This is a genomic window from Streptomyces viridochromogenes (assembly GCF_001270495.1).
Classification (GTDB): Bacteria; Actinomycetota; Actinomycetes; order Streptomycetales; family Streptomycetaceae; genus Streptomyces; species Streptomyces viridochromogenes_A.
The window spans coordinates 1-298 of the sequence record NZ_LGUR01000152.1 but is presented as its reverse complement, the minus strand read 5'-3'; the positions used below and the strand labels follow the sequence as shown (position 1 = coordinate 298).

1 pseudogene is annotated in these 298 nt (G+C 66.4%); it reads left to right on the top strand.

The features are described from left to right. Positions 1-298, top strand: a pseudogene (locus ADK36_RS16455) (DNA-directed RNA polymerase subunit alpha); the annotation flags it as partial.

Here is a 298-nt window from a genome sequence, read left to right as displayed (position 1 = left end):
CACCGCCGCCGACATCGCGCCGCCGGCCGGTGTCGAGGTGCACAACCCCGACCTCGTCCTCGCCACGCTCAACGGCAAGGGCAAGCTGGAGATGGAGCTCACGGTCGAGCGTGGCCGCGGTTATGTCTCCGCCGTGCAGAACAAGCAGGTCGGCCAGGAGATCGGTCGTGTCCCGGTCGACTCGATCTACTCGCCGGTCCTGAAGGTCACGTACAAGGTCGAGGCCACGCGTGTCGAGCAGCGCACCGACTTCGACAAGCTGATCGTCGACGTCGAGACCAAGCAGGCCATGCGTCCG